Raw genomic sequence first — 17,075 nt, 5'->3', positions numbered from 1 at the left:
TTTCTTTTGAAAGGCCGGGAGAGTATCCAAAGGGGATAGCACGGAGTCAATAGTGCTAATACCAATCATAATCATTTATTTTAAAAGTTGGCCATATTGACAACCCGCCAGCAACACATGTTCACGAAATAAAAAAGCCCCATGTTTTGGACAACACGGGGCTTTTGGCAAGTGCGTACGTACCTTCTGGCTCAGTTTTCCTCGACAGCGGCACGCCCTTTGATGATAGAGCGGGCAAGCATCAGGTACGCTACCGAGCCACAGGCGGCCATGGCCAGGATGACCGCTTCAAGCGTATGCGGCAACATGGCAGACAGTGCGCTCAGCAGCCCGGCAACACCGAACTGGGCCGCACCCAGAAGCGCTGCGGCCGTCCCGCCACTGGTGGGAAAGTACTCCAAAAAGCAGGCCTGAATATTCGGCGAGATCGCCCCTACCGCACCGATGGTCAGCATCATGGCGGGCAAGAAAGCGTACAGCGGCCACTCCATAAAAGCCGCCATCACCAACAACAGTATGCCAACACCCTGACAGCCCGTTGCCAGCTGCAGGATACGCAGTGACGATAGCCTGGAAAGCAACACGCGATTGAGAATATTGAAGATAAGCATCGCGACGATATTCGCCGCAAACAGCATCGAAAAGCTTGAAGGCGACTGGCCGAAATGCCCCTGATAGATAAATGATGCATAGGTGATAAACATCATCAGAGTAGAAAATGAGGCAGCCTGCCAAACGATGAACGGCAGGGCTGGCTTTGTCGACAGTACCAGTTTGTAACGCGCCAGCAGGCTCATCTTAGGGCTTTTCGCTCGAGACACCTTACCCGTACCGGTAAAAAGCACCCGCACCAACAACGGTACCAGCAGCACCGCGTATACCGCCAAGGCGAAAAAGATATAGTGCCAGGAACCCAACGCCAGAATCGCACTGCCCACGCTCGGCGCAATGCCAGGCGCCAGCACCATGATAAAGCCCATCATCGAAAACAGTTTCGCGGCATCGCGGCCCGCCACCCGGTCGCGCACCAACGCCGGCACAGATACCAGAGTAAAGCCAGCGCCAAGGGCCTGAACAGCTCGCCCGACGAGCAGCGTGTTCAAAGAATCCGCCATACCAATGACAATGCTTGAGAGCGCAAAAATCGCCAGGCCGCTCATCAACACCCGCTGGCGCCCGAAGCGGTCTGAAAGCGCACCGCCGATTAACTGACCAAACGCCATCGCGAAGACATACACTGAAACGCTCAGCGACACCGCCTGCTGAGAAACTCCCAGCGATTCGCCAATAACCGGAAAAGCCGGCAGGTACGTATCCATGGAAAACGGGCCCAGCATCATGGTCAATGCCAAGCTCAGCACCACAATGAACGGCGTTTTAGATTGGGTCATAGAAGCTCGCGGTAAAGGGGCGTAATGATAGACAACACCCACAATATGATACCGACAGTTGCTATCAAGGCAATCGAATAGGTAGGTGGTTTGCTAATGGGGCTTTGGGAGCAAGGTTTTGAGAGCTGGGGTTTGAGAGTAAGGCTATGAGAGTAAGTGGACAGCGCCCAAGCAACAACAGGTATGATTGCATAGCGCATTTAATACCAACGAGGAGAGCCGAATGCCCGCCTACATCGTACTAACCCGTGAACACACTCACGACAACGAAGAAATGAAGCGCTACAGCGAAAAGGCCAAAGCCGCCCGCGAAGGCCACGACCCACAGCCGCTCGCCTTTTATGGTGATTTTGAGGTGCTAGAAGGAAGCGCCATGGAAGGTGCGGTGATTCTACGCTTCCCCGACATGGCCGCCGCCCGCGCCTGGTACGAAAGCCCCGCCTATCAGGAAGCCCGCAAACACCGTTTCCAAGGTGCCGACTATCGCGTTTTTCTAGTGGATGGAATAGCAGAGGCTTAATGGTCAAAGCCCCTGCGGGTCGCCAGCGAGGGGTACAGCTATCGCAACAAGATGAAATGTTCGATCAGTCGAATCATCAGCGTTTTCTGATCCGGTAGGCTTTCTGCCACCAATAGGGCCAGGGCCACTAGGGTATTGTCATTAATCAGTTGCTCTACTGGCTTTGCCAGCAACGCGGCGTTGCGGCGCAGGTACCACAAGAATAGAAACGAGCCGCAGCGTTTGTTGCCATCGGCTAGAGGGTGAGGGTCTGCTTCAACTCACCGATGGCCTGAAGTGCCTCTTCCAATCCTAAAGGCTGCATACCCGGCTGTTTGATGCCCACTTCCGCCAACTGCTGCTCATCGTAGCCCTGTAGCAAGCTCCAGGAACGAGCGTAATCGCTAATCACACGGGCAACTGCTTCACCTTCAGTTGATACCAAGCCTTGATTGGTCAGGGTTCGGCTTAGCAAACTCACCGCCTGCTCAAACTCAATGCCACGCTCGGTTAGGCGGCGCTGGTTTAAGGTATAGCCTTGAATCAAATATCGTTTGAGAACATCTGTAGCCCACTTGCGAAACTGTACGCCACGCGGAGATTTAACGCGGTAGCCAACTGAAATAATGACATCAAGATTGAAGTGATCAACCTGATAAGATTTGCCATCTTCAGCAGTATGTGCAAATTTTGCACATACTGAATTTCGCTCTAACTCCCCTTCTTTAAAAACATTGCGAATGTGCTTCGTAATGACAGAACGCTCGCGCCCAAATAATTCACACATCTGCGCCTGGCTTAACCAAACGGTCTCTTGTTCCAGCGTTACCTCGAGGTGTGATTGTCCATCTTCGCTGGTGAATATCTGTATTTGCTGATCATTCATGAGTGCTGCCTCCCTGGTTTACATCAAACGCTTTATGTCTTTAAAACAAGCACCTCCCAAGCAAGCAGCACTCAATACGGCAGTAGTCACCTTTCCATACTAAAAGAGAGATTCAAGCGCGCCCACAATCAGAGATTAAGTAAAACTTACCACAAAAGCTGTTTATTTATACAGCAAAATATCGCCATGATTCTGCCAAGTAAATCTGGGCGTTTCAACTCACAAAAATCATCACCACCAGCACCATGGTCAGCAGTAGCAGGTATACCCTGGCATGAATACGCTCAGGGATACGCCCGATCCAAGTCGATGCCAGTCGGATGCCGAGCCATGAGCCCACTGCGAGTACCAGCAAGGCGCGCAGATCCACATAACCGGCATACCAGTCCCCCAGCGCGGGGTGATTTGCCGACAGCAACACATACGTCGCGGTGCCACTTACCGCCATGGGCAACGATAACGGGTTGGCCATGGCGGTGGCTGCCGTCATGCTCGCGCCTCTACGGCGCATGAGCGGTACGGTCATCACACTGCCGCCAACACCCAGCAAGGCGGCCACCGCGCCAATCAATGTCCCTGTCATCGCCGTTACCCCACGCCCCATAGGGCGCACCTCGCTCTCCGCTTGATGCAGAAAACCGGGCCGCAGCACGGCATCCATAATCGTGAGGGCCAAATAGCCTATAAATGCCCAGCGCACCCACTCGCCACTTAACAACACGGCCGCCGCCGCGCCCAGCACAGCCCCAATGGCGATATAGCCCACCAACGGACGCACCAGATGCCACGGCACAGTCTGCAGTTGATGGTGACGCCATGTAGACAGTGAAGCAGCAAAGACCATCAACGCCGTCGAGGTAGCCACCGCGATATGCATAGCCGCCTGACCGATGCCACTATCCAGCCCATGGACGGCCATCAGCAGGGTATACAGCAAAGGAACCACCACAAACCCACCGCCGAAACCGAACAACACGGTGGTCACTCCGGCCAACCCGCCACAAAGAAGCAATACGCTATACACCGGCACTCTCCTGATGAAACGAAACAGCAGGCACTATATGCTGGCGAGGATTGGCCGACATTCGTCATTCGGACAACCATCAACGCGTTTCAGCCAGGTTCACGCTAATGCTCAATACGCCTCTTTCAGATGTGGATCATGTGGCACGGCCCATAGTGGCCATCGGTACTGATTACCGCCCCGGCACCCTCCTCGATTTTCATACCCATCGGCGTGCCCAGTTTCTCTATGGCATGAGCGGCGTGATGGAAGTCAATACGGATGACGGCACCTGGATGGTGCCACCCTACAGCGGCGTCTGGCTGCCTGCGGGCAAGCGCCATCAGGTGCGTATGAATGGAGTGAGCACCCGAAGCCTGTATATCGAGCCCCACGTCGCGCCACGCGCTTCGCCCAACTGCGAGGTGCTGGTCGTAACGCCTCTCCTGCACCACCTACTGCTGGCTTCCGCCCACATCCCCGCGCGCTATGACGAAAACGGCCGCGATGGTGCCCTGGCGCAACTACTTCTATACGAACTGGAGCAGGCTCAGGCCTTGCCGCTGTTTGCGCCCCTGCCCCACGATATTCCACTCGCCAACCTGTGCAGAGCATTTCTCGGCCAGCCAAACATTCACACGCTGCCTGATGAATGGGCCCGGCAGTTACATTGCAGTCAGCGCACTTTCAATCGCCTATTCCGTCAGCAGACCGGGCTCTCCTTTGGCGTATGGCGCCAACAGGCCTGCCTGATGGCGGCTATTCCCAGGCTGCTCTCCGGCAGTTCCGTTACCCAAACCGCGCTGGAACTCGGCTACGACAGCCCGGCCGCTTTCTCCAGCATGTTTCGCAAGGTGCTCGGCCAATCTCCCAGCGCTTTCGTCCGGGAGGCGTTAAAAGAGGACGGCGCCTTAAAATGATATATTCGGATCACAAATTGAGCCGAATAGGCTTTTTATTCGGCTCAAGGATGAAATAGCCCTGCGCTGCTTATTCCTGTTAAGCTGTTAATGTCGTTAAGCCAGTCATGAAGTACCGATATATGGATTCAAAAAAGTCAGACCACTAAGCCGCAGCAACTTTGTTTTCTCGTTGTTGCGGCCGCCTGCTTAAACCACTTCCTTACATGTAGGCCGCCGCCAAATCATCTTGTTTGCGCGGAGATTTTATCGTGCCTATTAAACATCCTCGGCTGTGGACTTACAGCCTGCCGGTAGCGCTGGTTCTGCTGGCTCCCTTCAATATTCTCGCGTCGCTCGGCATGGACATTTACCTGCCGATTGTGCCCGCCATGCCAGCGATTCTCGGCACAACGCCCGAGGTAGTTCAGCTAACGCTTACTCTCTACATGATTATGCTTGGCGTCGGTCAAATTATTTTCGGGCCGCTTTCAGACCGCTTGGGTCGGCGCCCGATTCTGATTAGTGGGGTATTAGTATTCGCGGTAACTTCATTGGCACTCGCGGTTACCACGTCAGCTTGGCTTTTCGTTTTACTACGACTAGTACAGGCTGCTGGGGCAGCTGCGATGCTAGTGGCCGTTTTCGCAACGGTGCGCGACGTTTATGCGGATACTCCCGAGAGCGCAGTTATCTATAGCTTAATGAACGCGATGTTGGCTTTCGTTCCCGCGCTCGGCCCCATTGCAGGAGCCACAATTACGAGATATTTCGGCTGGGAAGCCATATTTCTTGCTCTCTGTATCTCAGCACTCATAGCACTCCCCTTCGTATTACCAAAATGGCATGAGACACGAAAAAGCAGAGAACACTCCAGCAGAGCCGATTTTAGCTTAGTGCTTAAGAGCCCTTGCTTCTGGGTTTATACGCTGGCTTTTGGCACTGCGATGGGCTCGTTTTTTGTGTTTTTCTCTAGTGCGCCTCGGGTACTCATCGAAGGAACTGGCTTATCCGAAATGGGTTTTAGCGTTGCCTTCGCCACGGTAGCTATCGTGATGATTGCCACAACACGCTTCGCCAAGCGCTTCGTGGCACGCTGGGGAATCCCGGGCTGCGTGGCTCGTGGCATGCTAATGCTACTTTTCAGTGCGATCTTGCTTGGGGTGGGCGAGATCTTCCTGACACCCAGCATCTGGTCTTTCGTGTCACCCATGTGGCTGGTTGCGGTCGGTATCGTGTTCACAACATCGGTGACAGCCAATGGTGCGCTTCATGAATTCAGCGAGATGGCAGGTACTGCTGTTGCCCTGCACTTCTGCGTTCAGAGCCTTATCGTCGGTGTGATAGGCACAGGGGCAGTGATAGCACTTGATGGAAGCAGCGCTTGGCCACTTATCGCCTATACTGGCGGCATGGCAGCGATGACACTCGCTATGCTTATAGGACTAGCGCGATATAAACAGCAGAGGTAGGTTGATTCAATCAGCCCTAACGCCAATGCAGGTTTGCGGTAATTCTCTCTGAAGTACTGCTTATCTTTTCAGGCCATTCGTTCCAAAATGAATGGCCTGAGCCGTTAGCTCGCCCACCATCACCGCCACTAGCTTTCTCACTTCGAGTGTTACTTCGAGCGTGCCAATCATGATGGTGAGCACCTAGTCGGCGTGTACCTTTTTAGTCGGCATAAGGTGCAACACACCCACCACTACTGAGCCTACCAGCAAGCCAATCACCGCAGAACACAGCGTATTGAAACTCCAGCCCAGCAAACCGCCCAAGGCACCGGTTGCCTCGGCAATGCCGTGCTCGACATGGTGTACCCACGCATAGGGCGCGTTGAACCAACCCGTTCCATCGGCACCCAGATTGGCCATCAGAATATGCCCACCTACCCAGAGCATGGCGACGGTGCCCACGGCCGAGATGGTCGCTAGCACCTTGGGCATGGCCGTCACCAGCCCACGGCCCAAGGCCTGAATTCCCGAATTATTCCGCTGGGCAAGTTTCAGGCCGATATCATCCATCTTGACCAACAGCGCCACCACGCCATACACCAGCAGCGTGATAACAAACGCCACCACCACCAGGCTCGCCATCTGTGACCAGAATCCCTGATGGGAGACCGTGGCAAGCGCGATTACCATGATTTCAGCAGACAGAATCAGGTCGGTGCGAACGGCACCACTCACGATCTTTTTCTCGGCTTCCGGCCCCTTCTCTACCGCTGGTTTTTCGTCGTCATGCTGACCGGATAGCTTATGCCAGACCTTCTCCGCGCCTTCAAAGGCTAGGTAAGTGCCGCCCACCATCAGGATGATCGGCAATAGCGCGGGCAGAAAGTAATTCAGCAGCAGCGCCACCGGCAGGATAAAAATCAGCTTATTGCGGATCGACCCCAGCGCGATCTGCTTCACAATCGCCAGCTCACGCTCCGCTGTCACCCCCTGCAAATATTGCGGCGTCACCGCCGTATCATCGACCACCACCCCGGCCGCCTTCGCCGTTGCACGCCCAGCGGCGGCACTCACATCATCCAGTGATGCTGCGGTCAACTTCGCCAATGCGGCAATGTCATCCAGTAATCCTATCAAGCCGCCTATGGCCATGGATGTTTCCCTCCGTGAATAACAGGTGCAGATAGTAAAGCATACAGCGGGTGAGTTACCTTCAAAGTGCTTTGAGGCAAAGGCATTCACTTGCTATAGGTCGATTTTCATTGCAAGCGATATGATCTCACTGACCAAGCCCACTACTTACTGCGTGCCTTCATAAGCTTGCCCAAGTAACACCGTATAGCGCGTACTGCGCCCACCGCCGGGAAGCTTGGAAAGGCAGCCTTTTTCCAGCAGCTCGGCCAAATCCCGCGTTGCGGTGGCTTTACTCACTTTGGCCAACGATTGGTACTTACGAGCATTGATGCCCTGCTCAAACCCCTCCCCTGCTGTATCCAATAAGCGGTTCAGCACCTTGATTTGCCGTTCGTTCAGCACGGTAGTGGCATGGCGCTGCCAGAAGGTGGCTTTCATTAACACACGGTCGATTCTTAACAGCGCCTGCTCAAGCGCCTCTTTCAGCGTATCCAGAAACCACAACAACCACGGCGTAATATCTAGGCTGCCTTTCTGAGTGCTTTCGAGATAATCGTAGTAAGCTCTACGACGCGACATGATCGCTGCACTTAGAGAGTAGAAACGCACCGATTGACGCTCTGCTTGTGCAAGCGCCCGGTCGGTGACTGCACGAGTGACGCGCCCATTGCCATCATCAAAGGGGTGCAAGGTAATCAACCATAGATGGGTAATGCCCGCGCGAACCAGCCCATCAAGCCCCTGCGGCGGCTGGTTGAACCAAGTAATAAAGGCATCCAGCTCAGCCTCCAACTGCCCACGGGGCGGAGCTTCAAAATGCACATTAGGTTGATCAAGACGCCCCGACACCACTTGCATGGGGTGATCCCCACGCAGCTCGCCTACTCGTACATTGCCAAGCACGCCGGGGCCTTGCACAAAAAGCATGGATTGCCAGAGGCACAACTGTTCGCGGGAAAGTGGCTCATCCAACTGGTGCGTGGATTGCAGCAATAGCTCTACGAGTGCTTCAGATTCCGGTGTTGTTCTGGCAGAGACACCGGCCTGTTCTAAACCCAGCTGGCGCGCAACGGAAGACCTCACGGAACCAACATCCAGGCGCTCACCTTCGATTTCGCTGGTACGAATCGCATTCTGGATCAGTGCATCCATCTCCACATCCAAATCGGCCTGACCGTGGACAGCCTCTGCTTTACCCAACACCCGGCCCTGCAGTAACCGCAAGGCATCCAACGTAGGTCGTAAAGCAGGCTCATCCCACTCAAAACGCGGCCAATTTCGCTGTTCCCAGATATACATGAGCCGATTGCCCGCCTATTCAGATCATATTATGAGCCGATTATGGTTGATATTCGGCTCATAGGCTAGTCAGAGAGCTTGTGAGTATTGTCTTTCTTGTCAAACATACCTATGTTCATATTTGTTACTTTTGAATATAGGAAGCAAATCATGGCTACCACCAGTCTTAGCTTAGGGGAGCACTGGGAAGTCTTTATCAGAAACGAAGTCTCTAGCGGACGCTACGGCTCGGCAAGTGAGGTTGTGCGTGATGCGTTACGTGCAATGGAAGAGCGCAAAAGCAAACTTGAAGCGCTTCGAACTCACTTGGCCCAAGGTGCAGAGCAAGCAAGAACCGGTGAATTCGTGGATGATTTTTCGATGGATGCATTAATCAACGATTTGGATAGTGAAACGTAATGCTCAGCTTCCGTATCACGCCAAGGGCAAGAGACGATTTAAAAAATATCGGCCGCTATACGGAGTGGCAATGGGGCAAGAACCAACGAAATACCTATCTAAAGAATTTTGAAAAACGGTTTCACTGGCTCGCAGAAAATCCCCAGTTGGGAAAGCACCGCTCGGATGTTAGCGAGGGTTATTACAGCTACTCTCAGGGCCAGCACGTTATCTTTTATCTTATCGGCCAGGAATGTATTGAAATCATTGGCATTCCTCACAAAGAGATGGATATCGTTTCATATTTTCTGCCTGAATGAGCCAAAATAGTTTAACGACGGCCTACTTAAATGTTTGCCAAGCGCACATCCTGAATAGCCTTCAGCGTTTTGCCATTAGCATCCTTCCAAGCAAGCCGACCGTTGGCGCTGCCGCCCACCAATACGCCTGCCGCTGTTCCATGGCGCTTTCGCATTGACGGAAAAAGTACTGAGTATCAACATTTGACTGGCAACGTGTGCTTTGACCATGGCGATCCATTGGTCGACGCCGCCCTAGGCATAATACAAGTACTGCGCTGCGTGGTGAGCACTCAATTGGCACGAGGTGAACTCAAAGAAGTCTTAGCAGAATTCCGCCCGCAAGCGTATCCGTTTCATTTGCTGTACCCGCCATCACGCCAACGCTCGGCTAAGCTCACGGTGTTACGCGATGCTCTGGACCTGCACTGGGGGCGAAAACCTCTTAACCCGCGACAGGTTTAATACCAATGTTCCAATCTGCCGTGTTCTAAGGCATGAACTGAGCTTTCTCCTTAGACTAAACCGAACCGGCCGTCATCAGACGGCCTCTTGAAACCCTCAAGTGTTTGACGCGAGGCCGATCAGCGAATATCGCAGGTCGTTTCCTTGCCATAGACATCGCTGACACGCGGTGCCCCGTCGCCCATTACCAGCCCTCCGGCGCTACGCAGGTAGTAAGTACCGGGGGTATCAGCAGCGAATTGCGCCCCGATGTAAACGCTGTCGCCTTCTTCGACTCGGATACCGGAAAACTCGGTTGCGAAGGTATCCACAGTTAGGGCCCGCTGACCGCAGACCAGTTCGAGAGTTTGTGACGGCGGCTCGAGCATCAGTTCAGCCACCAGCTCGGCCTCGCGTTGTAAATACTCGGTCTTGACGCAAGCCCTGAGGTCGGGCTCCTTCCAGCACTCGTCCCGGCCCGAGATCCAGCCGCGCTGCATGGCGCGCAGGGTATCGGTGGTTTCATCAGCTCCCACGTCCAGACCCTGCGCCGCAGTGACAGCCGCGGCGAACCGGTCGGCCAGACGCCGATCCAGCGCGGCCAGCTCGGTGTCTTCGCAGATCAGTTTTTCCGCAGAACTTTCGGCCTGCGCGCAATCGAAGGAGGGCCCCTCTTGCGCCAGTCCTACAGCGGGCACCAGCGCCAAACAGGTGAGGATCGAGAGGGATCGCATATTCATCGGTTTTCCTTTTCTTGATGGGGTTCAGTCCGCCTGCATCCCGGCATAGACAACCATACCGAACGTCGTCCAGTCGTTCAGAATATGGGTGCCGGTCGAGGCCCAGATATTACGGGTGATAAGGTAAGGCAAAAGCAGGACGATTCGGATCGGAATGAGCGCAACGGCCTGCGCCATGTTCCCCTGATACGTCGGCAAGTGAGCCAGCCCGAAGATGATCGACGCAACCAGCACAGCGAGACACAAAGCGGATTTACGCGGCATGGCTCGGTGCAGCAGCGCGAGGCTACCGAGAAAAATCAGGACGGTAAAGATTTCTTCGCCCAACAGTTGAACAGCACTCCAGCCAAAGAATAGGACCTTGTCTAGCCCAGATGCCGTCGTCAACATGTCCCCCACCGGATTCGCCGCGGTGTGGAACACACTGTTGATCAGGGTGCCGACGACGATCGTCACGATCACGTTCAGCAAGAAGAACAGTACGATGAGTCCGATATCTCTAAGACCAAGCGGCCGGAACAAGGCGAACGGCGCCTTGGCGCCGCCGACTGCGGCGACCGCAACCAAAGGAATGAGGACGAACAACAGCGGAGGGATGAAACCGCCGAAGCCGCTGTGGAACAATGGCTGGGCGACGATGAGCACGACGAAAGAGACCGCGACGGCTGCAAGCACGATGCCCCAGCCTGTCAGGCTGAAGCCGTTGGGAAACCTCCGATAGTAAGGCAAATCCAAGTCTTGCCTCTCGAAGAACAACATAGTGTTGGCCGCAAGATCGTTCGCACTCATGGGCGTAAACCTTTTCACCTATTCACACCGTTCAATCTGGTCTGTGTCGACTGACGCCAGTTCCACCAGATATTAGGCACCTGAGTTCAGTTAAGCGTACAGCTGTAGTTTAAGCCAGCGGCAAAAATCGATGGCCAGCTGCACTTTCAGGCTGGATCGGTTGATAAAAGCAGAGTACTGCGCGGTATACCTGAGGGGAGCGTGCACCGCTACCAAAGAGCCAAGCTTGATTTGTTCACGCACCAGTATTTCAGGCGTAATTAAAAAGCCGATGCCTGCCACTGCCGCCGCGACCGAAAGGTAAAGATGGTCATAGGTGGCTTTGGTCTGGATTGCGGCAGCAGACACTTCCCGAGTCTGACTCCAGAAAGGAATAACATCCGGTCGTGAACGTGTTTTGATCATGGGCCAACTATGCACCTGCGTCTGCATCGCATAAGCGTTCACCAGTTCGGGAGCCCCCACACAAACTAGCTCTTCCCCGCACAGCTGCCAGTGGTCTGTGCTGTTCAACTTCAGATCCCGGGAAATCAGAATATCAAATTCATCATCAGGTTCCGGCTGTGACATGGAGGTCAGCAGGCTAACCTCCACACGTGTTTGTCGTGTGTATTCCGCAATCAACGGCACTAATACCGCCATGGAGAAGCTAGCCATGGACGTCCGTAATAGCAGGCTGGATGGAGCATTAGCCACCTGTGGCAACTGACGTGCAGCCATTTCAATCGTTCCGACAGACTCTTCCACCAGTTCGAAAAACTGCAACCCGGTCGGCGTGAGCTTAAACGGAGCACGTTCAATAAGTTTCTGGCCGGCATAGTGTTCCAAAGACGACAGATGACGGCTGACAGCACTTTGTGAAATGCCAAGCGCACGTGCAGCCAGCGTCAGGCTGCGATTCTGGACAATGGTGACGAAGACACGAATAGCATTCAGTGGTAGTTCGGACTTTGACATAACAAAAAGTCAATCCAACATGAGTTATTATCAATTAGAGCGTTTTTTGTCATTAAAATGCAAGGGCCTCACACCATACTGCGCCCTCTTTCACGATTCAGCAGTTTGGAAAAGGCACTCTTATGACCATAAACTCTTTCTTGGCTCGGCGCGTTTTGACAGCCAACCCTTCAGCAACCAAAGCGGTGACACTGAAAGCAAAACAACTGCGAGATCAGGGGCATGACATCATTACCCTGAGCCAAGGTGAGCTTGATTTCGATACACCTAAGCCTATCCGTGAAGCGGCCCGTACTGCGATGGATCAGGGACAAACCCGTTATACAGAGGTTGCGGGTAGCGCCGAGCTGCGTCAGGCGGTGCAGCACAAGCTCCAGTCTGAGAACGGCCTGAACTACTCACTTGATCAGATACAGGTTGCCAGTGGGGCCAAGCAAATCCTGTTTAATGCCTTTCAGGCAACGCTGAATGAAGGAGATGAAGTCCTCATTCCTACTCCCTCCTGGCCGTCCTATCCAGAAATGGTGCGACTGGCATCCGGAGAACCCCATCTCTTGCGTTGTGAAGAGGAGGCCGGATTCAAACTGACGCCCGAGCAACTACGCGCAGCAATCAGTGACAACACCAAATGGTTGTTACTGAATAACCCCGTCAACCCCTCAGGTGCACTCTACACCCGCTCGGAACTCAGGGCGTTGGGTGACGTGCTGCAAGATTACCCACAAGTATGGGTGATTACAGATGAAATCTATGAGCACCTGCGCTATGACGATCAGCCTTTCACCAGTTTTGCTGCCGCCGTGCCGGAACTGCTGGAGCGCACTCTGACGATCAATGGGCTGTCCAAAGCCTGGGCGATGACAGGATGGCGCGTAGGTTACTGTGCAGGACCGGAGATATTGATCAAGGCACTGAATCTGCTGCAGTCCCAGTCTACATCCCATGCCAGCTCCATCAGCCAGGCGGCAGCGCTGAGTGCCCTGCAACAGCCGCATACCTTTATCACCGACTGTGTGGCTGAGCTGACACGACGTCGGGATCTGGTTATGACGTCGATACAGCAAATCCCCGGGCTCAGTTGTCGTGTTCCGCAAGGAGCCTTTTATATGTTCGTTAACTGCCAATCCTTGCTGGGATTGGTAATGCCCTCGGGCCAGACACTACAAACCGATCAGGATGTAGCGCTTTATCTACTGGAGGAAGCTGGCGTGGCGGTGGTCCCCGGAAGTGCCTTTGATCTGCCAGGATACTTCCGCTTGTCTTACGGCAATGCATTACCGCAGTTGGAAGAAGCCATGCGTCGTATTGCAGTCGTCTGCAACAGCCTGATGACGAGGGATAACGCATGAACAGAAGCCGACAGTTACGTGAATTTCTAAAAGCCGGGCACATGCAAACTGCCATGGCTGTGCACAATCCACTCTCAGCCAGACTGGTCGAAGAAGCAGGGTTTGATTGCCTTTGGGGCAGCGGGTTTGAGCTGTCTGCCAGCTATGCAGTACCGGATGCCAATATCTTGCCCTTCGGGACACACCTGGAAATGATGCGGGCGATTGCCAGCGTAACAACCATACCGCTCATTGCTGACCTGGACACCGGCTTTGGCAATGCCGTGACCCTGGGATACATCCTGCCGCAGTATGAGGCAGCCGGTGTGGCAGCAATAGTCGTAGAGGATAAAACCTTTCCCAAGGACACCAGCTTGCGTGAAAACGCACGTCAGGTGCTAGTAGATGTGGCCACGTTTGAAGGCAAGATCCGCGCCTGTAAAGCGGCACAGCTAAATCCGGACTTTGTGGTGATCGCGCGCACCGAAGCACTGATTGCTGGACTGTCAATTGAAACAGCGTTGGAACGGGCGAAGGCCTATGCCGGTGCCGGTGCTGATGCGGTGCTGGTGCATTCTAAACAGACAACGCCTGACGAAATACTCGCCTTTGTCGAGCGATGGGATCTGGATACACCATTGGTTCTGGTACCGACTGCATATCCCCAATTGCGCGAAGCCGATATCCGGGCCCTTAAAAAGGTTGGCATCGTGATCTATGGCAATCATGCCATTCGCAGCGCGACCTGGGCAATGCGTGAAATCTTCCGGCAAATCAGGGAGCAAGGAGGTATTCATTGCTTGCCGGACGACTTCACCAGCGTCAACGAAATCATTGAACTTCAGGGGGACGCTAAGATGCGTGACCTGGAGCGCCTATATCTGCGTTAAGTATCCGGTAACGATCATGTCTGATATCCATATCAACAACCTCAGCATTCAGTATGAACAGACAACGGTCATCGAGCAGCTCAGCCTGCACATTGATCAAGGCTGCTTTTTTACACTCCTGGGACCCAGTGGTTGCGGTAAAACAACCCTGCTGCGTACCTTGGCGGGTTTCATAACCCCTGCAGGCGGAGAGATCCGCTTCGGGCAGCAGAACGTGACCCGACTGCCAGCACACAAACGCGATATAGGGCTGGTGTTTCAGGACTATGCGCTGTTTCCACACCATAACGTCGCTGACAATATCGGCTATGGCCTCAAGGCCCGGGGAATTGCCAGAGGCGAACTTCAGGCTCGCGTGGATGAGGCACTTGAGCAAGTTGCCTTGAGCAACTATCGCGACCGTTTTCCTGCCCAGTTGAGCGGTGGTCAGAAGCAGCGTGTCGCCTTGGCACGCGCCCTGGTCATCAAACCTCGCTTGCTGCTAATGGATGAACCTCTCTCCAATCTAGATGCTCGCTTGCGTTTACAGATGCGAGAGTTGATCTGCCGCCTGCAGAGCGAGAGTGGTATTACCACAGTATTTGTGACCCACGATCAGGAAGAAGCCTTGGCCATGTCAGACCAGATCGCCATTATGCAGTCTGGCAAGATTGAGCAGGTCGGCACGCCCAAAGAGGTATACGCCACCCCTACCAATGCTTACGTCGCGGACTTTATCGGCTCAGCTAATCTGTTGCCTTCCCATGTGCAACAAACAGATGCCCATGCATCTCGAAAACAATGGGTAGTGCGTCCGGAACAACTGATACTGCACCGTTCGGCACACCCGGATTGCCAACAAGTACTGGTACGCTCTGCGCAATATCTGGGCTATAAAACCAGCTACCGGGTCGAGTGGGCATACGAAGGCGAAGTGTATCAGCTGCGTGTGGATAGTCCTTATCCTCACCATCAGATTGAGCTCAATGAAGGAGACCGAGCTTATCTGGCGTTTCCAAAGAGGATGCACCGTGTCTAGTTCGAGCTGTTCATCCTGGCTGGTTTACCTATTTTCTTGGCGCAGCCTGAGTATTGTCCTGCTGATTCTGTTGGCGCTCCTGATTGCCTTGCCACTGGTCAACCTCTTGCTGATGAGCATTCAGGGAGTGGATGGAGGTTTTTCGCTGCAAGGCTTTCGCACGTTTTTCAGCGAATCTGAGTACCTTGAAGGGCTGTTTAATTCGATGCTTCTAGCAGCCCTGGTGACACTGACGGCATCCATACTCGGCGCCTCCCTGGCCTATATCACTCAGGTTTACGAGTTTCCGTGCAAAAGGTTGCTGAGCTTACTGCCGATCAGCATCATCGTGATACCTGAAATCATCAGTGTGCAGTCCTGGTTACTGGTATTTGGCAACAACGGTGTCCTGACGCGCGCCTTATCGGATCTCGGGATGGAGCTACCCAGCTTTTATGGCTGGTTTGGCATGGTGTATGTGATGACATTCACTTACTACGCCTACGTCTACATGGCGGCACTGTCGGCGCTGAAAGGCTTTGACCGTCAGTTGCTGGAAGCCGCGACCAACCTCGGTCTGTCAGAATTTCAGGCACGCCTGAAAGTGCTGGTACCGCTCTTGTCCCCGGCGATCATTTCCGGAGCCCTGGTGGTATTCACACTGGTACTGGGTAACTTTGCCATCGCCATGACACTGGGGCACGGGATTCCACTGCTGTCTATCCTGACCTACAAAACCTTCCTCAGTGAGATTGGCTTTAACCCCGCCATGCAAAGCACACTGGCAACTGTTTCTACGCTGCTGTTGGTCTCGGTCATGCTGGCCCAACGCTGGATTTTGGGACGGGGACACTATGAAATGGCCCAGGGCCGCCCCTTGCTGGCCAAACGGCTCACAGGGCTTTCAGCCTGGCTGCATACCCTGCCGGTTTTACTGGTCGTGATTGGTTCACTGCTGCCGCTGGCATTGCTGCTGGTAGGTGCCTTTACTCGTGCTCAGGGCCCGGTAATGCAATGGGGCGAGTGGACTCTGGACAATTTTGAGCGTGTCTGGACCTATGGTATGGGGACCATTCTTAATTCGCTTAGCTTTGCGGCTTTGGCAACACTGATCGGAGTTATTCTGGGCACCCTGGTGGCCTATGCCACGGTGAAAAAACGTGGTGGCCTATCTCCAGCACTAGAGTTCATTGCCATGTTGCCATTGGCCGTATCCGGTACGGTATTGGGTATCGCTCTGGCGCAAGGTGTCAGCAGCTTCGCGGTGGGACTGGCAGGCAGCTCCATGCTGATGGTATTGGCTTATTCCGTTCGCCGCCTGCCTTTTGCTGTGCGCAATGCTGCCAACAACCTGCATAATGTGGATGGCAGCCTGGAAGCTGCCTCTATCAGCCTGGGAGTGTCACCGTGTAAAACTTTCTTCAAGGTATCCCTGCCGTTGATGTCTGCAGGTATCGCTGCAGCCGGTGTGTTGATGTGGGCAACCAGTGTGGCAGAGCTTAACTCCAGCATCGTGGTGTATTCCGCCGGACAGGAAACCCTCCCTATTCAGATTTTCCGTTTGATCGACAGTGACATGATGGCCATGGCCTCCGCCTATGGTGTGATCATGATCAGCCTTATTTTACTGCCGGTCATCGCTGCAACCCGAGTGTTTAACCTAAAACTTTTTGCCTGACTGGAGGCTT

The 17,075-nt window shown here is 54.0% G+C and carries 18 protein-coding genes; 10 read left to right on the top strand and 8 right to left on the bottom strand.

Annotation, left to right across the window (positions count from 1 at the left end; all coding sequences use genetic code 11):
• Positions 1-191 precede the first annotated feature (191 nt).
• Positions 192-1,391: a multidrug effflux MFS transporter gene (locus NF683_RS11240; RefSeq protein WP_253920019.1), complete on the bottom strand. Its 1,200-nt coding sequence runs from the start codon at positions 1,389-1,391 to the stop codon at positions 192-194.
• Positions 1,392-1,614: 223 nt separating this feature from the next.
• Here NF683_RS11240 and NF683_RS11235 point away from each other — a divergent pair, with 223 nt between their 5' ends.
• Positions 1,615-1,911 (top strand): DUF1330 domain-containing protein, encoded by a 297-nt coding sequence (locus NF683_RS11235; RefSeq protein ID WP_089039021.1) that lies wholly within the window; start codon positions 1,615-1,617, stop codon positions 1,909-1,911.
• A 235-nt stretch (positions 1,912-2,146) separates the two neighbouring features.
• Here the strand turns inward: NF683_RS11235 and NF683_RS11230 are convergent, their stop codons facing one another.
• Together NF683_RS11230 and NF683_RS11225 are read right to left on the bottom strand one after the other, a co-directional pair.
• Positions 2,147-2,776 (bottom strand): virulence RhuM family protein, encoded by a 630-nt coding sequence (locus tag NF683_RS11230; RefSeq protein ID WP_253920018.1) that lies wholly within the window; start codon positions 2,774-2,776, stop codon positions 2,147-2,149.
• A 214-nt stretch (positions 2,777-2,990) separates the two neighbouring features.
• Positions 2,991-3,800, bottom strand: coding sequence for a sulfite exporter TauE/SafE family protein (locus NF683_RS11225; protein ID WP_089039022.1), 810 nt, complete (start codon positions 3,798-3,800; stop codon positions 2,991-2,993).
• Positions 3,801-3,907: 107 nt separating this feature from the next.
• Between NF683_RS11225 and NF683_RS11220 the strand changes: the two genes are divergently transcribed.
• Together NF683_RS11220 and cml are read left to right on the top strand one after the other, a co-directional pair.
• Positions 3,908-4,699: an AraC family transcriptional regulator gene (locus tag NF683_RS11220; protein WP_089039023.1), complete on the top strand. Its 792-nt coding sequence runs from the start codon at positions 3,908-3,910 to the stop codon at positions 4,697-4,699.
• A gap of 257 nt (positions 4,700-4,956) precedes the next feature.
• Positions 4,957-6,150 carry a CmlA/FloR family chloramphenicol efflux MFS transporter gene (gene cml / locus NF683_RS11215; RefSeq protein ID WP_198361514.1) on the top strand — a complete coding sequence of 398 codons (1,194 nt, stop codon included), beginning with the start codon at positions 4,957-4,959 and terminating at the stop codon, positions 6,148-6,150.
• A gap of 183 nt (positions 6,151-6,333) precedes the next feature.
• On the opposite strand, the gene NF683_RS11210 is transcribed toward cml, so the two are convergent.
• Positions 6,334-7,284, bottom strand: a complete 951-nt coding sequence (locus NF683_RS11210) for a DUF808 domain-containing protein (protein ID WP_089039025.1) — start codon at positions 7,282-7,284, stop codon at positions 6,334-6,336.
• Between the two features lie 147 nt (positions 7,285-7,431).
• Positions 7,432-8,565 (bottom strand): Fic family protein, encoded by a 1,134-nt coding sequence (locus NF683_RS11205; protein ID WP_089039026.1) that lies wholly within the window; start codon positions 8,563-8,565, stop codon positions 7,432-7,434.
• A gap of 150 nt (positions 8,566-8,715) precedes the next feature.
• Between NF683_RS11205 and NF683_RS11200 the strand changes: the two genes are divergently transcribed.
• The 3 genes from NF683_RS11200 (at position 8,716) to NF683_RS11190 (ending at position 9,707) form a co-directional block, all read left to right on the top strand.
• Complete coding sequence (locus NF683_RS11200) at positions 8,716-8,964, top strand: type II toxin-antitoxin system ParD family antitoxin (RefSeq protein WP_089039027.1); 249 nt, start codon at positions 8,716-8,718, stop codon at positions 8,962-8,964.
• Positions 8,964-9,263 carry a type II toxin-antitoxin system RelE/ParE family toxin gene (locus NF683_RS11195; protein WP_089039028.1) on the top strand — a complete coding sequence of 100 codons (300 nt, stop codon included), beginning with the start codon at positions 8,964-8,966 and terminating at the stop codon, positions 9,261-9,263. Before NF683_RS11200 ends, NF683_RS11195 begins: the two co-directional genes overlap by 1 nt.
• 102 nt (positions 9,264-9,365) lie before the next feature.
• Complete coding sequence (locus NF683_RS11190) at positions 9,366-9,707, top strand: LysR substrate-binding domain-containing protein (RefSeq protein ID WP_232471505.1); 342 nt, start codon at positions 9,366-9,368, stop codon at positions 9,705-9,707.
• Between the two features lie 119 nt (positions 9,708-9,826).
• Here the strand turns inward: NF683_RS11190 and NF683_RS11185 are convergent, their stop codons facing one another.
• The 3 genes from NF683_RS11185 to NF683_RS11175 all read right to left on the bottom strand — a co-directional run bounded on the left by NF683_RS11185 (position 9,827) and on the right by NF683_RS11175 (position 12,172).
• Complete coding sequence (locus NF683_RS11185; RefSeq protein WP_089039029.1) at positions 9,827-10,426, bottom strand: lysozyme inhibitor LprI family protein; 600 nt, start codon at positions 10,424-10,426, stop codon at positions 9,827-9,829.
• Between the two features lie 24 nt (positions 10,427-10,450).
• On the bottom strand, positions 10,451-11,215 hold the full coding sequence (locus NF683_RS11180; RefSeq protein ID WP_089039030.1) for a CPBP family intramembrane glutamic endopeptidase: 765 nt from the start codon (positions 11,213-11,215) through the stop codon (positions 10,451-10,453).
• A gap of 90 nt (positions 11,216-11,305) precedes the next feature.
• Positions 11,306-12,172, bottom strand: coding sequence for a LysR family transcriptional regulator (locus tag NF683_RS11175; protein WP_089039031.1), 867 nt, complete (start codon positions 12,170-12,172; stop codon positions 11,306-11,308).
• Positions 12,173-12,294: 122 nt separating this feature from the next.
• On the opposite strand from NF683_RS11175, the gene NF683_RS11170 reads away from it, so the two are divergent.
• The 4 genes from NF683_RS11170 to NF683_RS11155 are packed head-to-tail and all read left to right on the top strand — an operon-like array spanning position 12,295 to position 17,065.
• Positions 12,295-13,521, top strand: coding sequence for a pyridoxal phosphate-dependent aminotransferase (locus NF683_RS11170; RefSeq protein ID WP_089039032.1), 1,227 nt, complete (start codon positions 12,295-12,297; stop codon positions 13,519-13,521).
• Positions 13,518-14,390 carry a phosphonopyruvate hydrolase gene (locus tag NF683_RS11165; protein WP_089039033.1) on the top strand — a complete coding sequence of 291 codons (873 nt, stop codon included), beginning with the start codon at positions 13,518-13,520 and terminating at the stop codon, positions 14,388-14,390. Before NF683_RS11170 ends, NF683_RS11165 begins: the two co-directional genes overlap by 4 nt.
• 16 nt (positions 14,391-14,406) lie before the next feature.
• The gene (locus NF683_RS11160; RefSeq protein ID WP_089039034.1) at positions 14,407-15,408 is read left to right on the top strand and encodes an ABC transporter ATP-binding protein; all 1,002 of its coding nucleotides are present in this window, start codon (positions 14,407-14,409) and stop codon (positions 15,406-15,408) included.
• Positions 15,401-17,065, top strand: a complete 1,665-nt coding sequence (locus NF683_RS11155; protein ID WP_253920017.1) for an ABC transporter permease — start codon at positions 15,401-15,403, stop codon at positions 17,063-17,065. The genes NF683_RS11160 and NF683_RS11155 overlap by 8 nt, the downstream gene beginning before the upstream one ends.
• The last annotated feature ends 10 nt before the right edge of the window (positions 17,066-17,075 follow it).

Source organism: Halomonas sp. MS1 (assembly GCF_024182575.1).
Classification (GTDB): Bacteria; Pseudomonadota; Gammaproteobacteria; order Pseudomonadales; family Halomonadaceae; genus Vreelandella.
Note: the sequence above shows the minus strand (reverse complement) of the source record. Positions and strands in the feature narration are given on the sequence as shown.